At 70.0% G+C, this 2,555-nt stretch carries 2 protein-coding genes; both read right to left on the bottom strand.

The window, feature by feature from the left end:
- Positions 1 to 175 precede the first annotated feature (175 nt).
- A complete protein-coding gene (locus FKP22_RS26925; protein WP_170201113.1) occupies positions 176 to 1,801 on the bottom strand; it encodes an ArnT family glycosyltransferase in 1,626 nt (541 codons plus the stop codon).
- 11 nt (positions 1,802 to 1,812) lie between these two features.
- Positions 1,813 to 2,555: glycosyltransferase (locus FKP22_RS26920; protein WP_141291033.1), on the bottom strand; the 743-nt coding region annotated here is incomplete at its 5' end.

Below are 2,555 nucleotides of genomic sequence, written 5' to 3'. Positions count from 1 at the left end.
ATCGCCCGTACCCACCACCAGTGGTCACCCGGGAAGTGACCCTGGCCGTCGTAGAACCAGCCGGCCACCTGCAGGTCCAGCTGCGGCCAAGCCGAAAACACCGTGCCCGCGACCAGCAGCGCCAGCAGCCAGGCCAGCGCCTCGCGATGCCGCGCGCGCCGCCACCAACCGGTCTTCATGGCGCGGCTTGCGCCACCGAGGTGGCAGCCGGTGCAGCAGCACGCCACAGGATCAGCGCATAGCCCCGCTCGGCATACAGCGGGATGTAGCGCCCGCCGGCCTGGGCGATCAGCTTGGGCAACTGGTCCAGCCGGACCAGTGCCAGTTCGCCATCATGTGGCGCGCGGCGCGGCGTGGACTGGCCGCGGTAAAGCGCAAAACTGGGCTGGTGCAGGCCCCATTGCACCGCCGGCTCGTTGCGCTCCGCGGCAATGGCCGCGGCGCGCTTGATCGGGCCTTGCAGCAGGTCGCCCCACCACGGCAGCGCCACGCCCAGCGCCACCACCGCAATCACCAGCGCCGAAACGCCGCTGCGCAGCGCCAGCGTCCACCCCGGGCGGTTCAGCTGGGTCATCAGGAACAGCACGGCCAAGGCCGCCAGCCCGCTGAGCCAGGCCAGCCACGGCGAGGCATGCTGGCCTTCCAGCACCGCCTTGTAGAGCGGGTGCGTGACCTGCGGCAGCCACCAGCCCATGGCCAGCGCCGAGCCGCACAGCAGCGCCAGCAACAGCAGCAGGCTGACGGTCAGCGCCGCACGCATCGTGGTGCCCGCTTCGGCCAGCGTGATGGCCATCAGCAGCACCAGCGGCGTGGCGCCATACAGCGCGTAGTGCGGCAGCTTGGTGCCCGAGAGCGAGAAGAACACGATCACGAAGCCGGCCCACAGCAGCAGGTAGCGCTGCAGCGGGTCTGCCCAGTGCCGCTTCACACGCGCCAGCACACCTGCAAGCAGCGGCGCCCACGGCAGCAGCAGCAGCGGCACCACCACCAGGTAATAGCCGATGCTGCCGCCGTGCTGCTCCAGCGGGCTGGTGTAGCGCGCCAGGTTGTGGCGGATCAGGAAACCGTCGATGAAGGCCTGGCCGTGGCGGTGCAAGGCATAGGCGTACCAGGGCACGGCAATGCCCAGCATCAGCAGCCAGGCAACCGGATCGGCCATCGCGCGGCCCAGCCGGGCCAGCGCGGCGCGCCAGGGCAGCGAGCAGAACAGCCACAGCAGCAGCGCGGCGCCGGGCACGATGATGGCCACCGGCCCCTTGGTCAGCAGGCCCAGGCCCATCCAGGCATAGGCGCGGCGCAGCGCCGGCTTGGAGTCGCTGGACAGCCAACGCCAGCCGTCCAGCGCGGTCAGCGTCAGCAGCAGGTTCAGCAGCGCGTCGGCCGTCGCGGCGCGGCCGATGATCAGCACGCCCAGCGAGGTGGCCAGCATCACCGTCGCGCTCACCGCAACCTGCCTGCCCAGCCGCGGCAATGCGAACTGCGCCAGCACCAGCGCCCACAGCCAGCCGCTGAGGGCAGACGGCAGCCGCATCGCGAATTCGCCGACGCCGAAGGCCGACGCGCTGAGCGCCTGCAGCCAGTACACGCCGATGGGCTTGTCGAAGCGCGGCTCGCCGTTCAGCGTGGTGTGCAGCCAGTCGCCGCTGGACAGCATCTCGCGCGTGGCTTCGCTGAAAGCGCCTTCGTCCACATCGAACAGCGGCGCTCCGCCCAGCCGCCACAGCGCCAGCGCCAGCAACACCAAAGCCAGCAGCGCCCATTCGTTGCGGCTGAGCTTTCCGGCCGGCGCCGGCGCTGACATGCCAGCAGCCATCATGCGTGCCAGCCCTCGCCGTCCGCCACCGGCGGCGTGGCCATCAGGTGGTACTGGCGGGCATGGCTGCCGTCGAAGTAGATGCGGATCAGCAGCTCGGACAGCACGCCGGTCAGCAGGAACTGCAGCCCGCCCATCACGCAGAAAAAGCCGACGAACAGCAGCGGCCGGCCGCCGATGGATTCCCCCAGCAGCTTCAGGATGCCGAGGTAGCCCAGCACCGCAGAGCCAAAGCCCAGCACCGCCAGGCCGACCGCGCCGAAGAAGTGCCCCGGCCGCGCGCCGAAGTTCAGGAAGAAGTAGACCGACAGCAAATCGACGATGACGCGGAAGGTGCGCGACAGGCCGTACTTGGATTCGCCATGCTCGCGGGCACGGTGGTTCACCGGCTCCTCGGTCATGCGGTCCGGCGTGGTCACGGTCGCCAGCCAGGCCGGGATGAAGCGGTGCATCTCGCCATACAGCCGCACCTCGCGCAGCACCGAGGTGCGGAAGGCCTTCAGGCTGCAGCCCAGGTCCTTGAACTGCATGCCGGTGATCTTGCGGATCAGCCGGTTGGCAATCATCGACGGCAGCCGGCGCAGCGCAAAGCCGTCCTGCCGCTTCTCGCGCCAGCCGGCCACCATGTCCATGTTCTCGATCAGCAGCCGCGCCACCATGCGCGGGATGTCGCGCGGGTCGTTCTGCAGGTCGCCGTCCATGGTCACGATGACGTCGCCGCGCGCCGCGTCGATGCCGGCCT

Source organism: Ideonella azotifigens (assembly GCF_006519715.1).
Lineage (GTDB): Bacteria > Pseudomonadota > Gammaproteobacteria > Burkholderiales > Burkholderiaceae_C > Ideonella > Ideonella azotifigens.
Note: the sequence above shows the minus strand (reverse complement) of the source record. Positions and strands in the feature narration are given on the sequence as shown.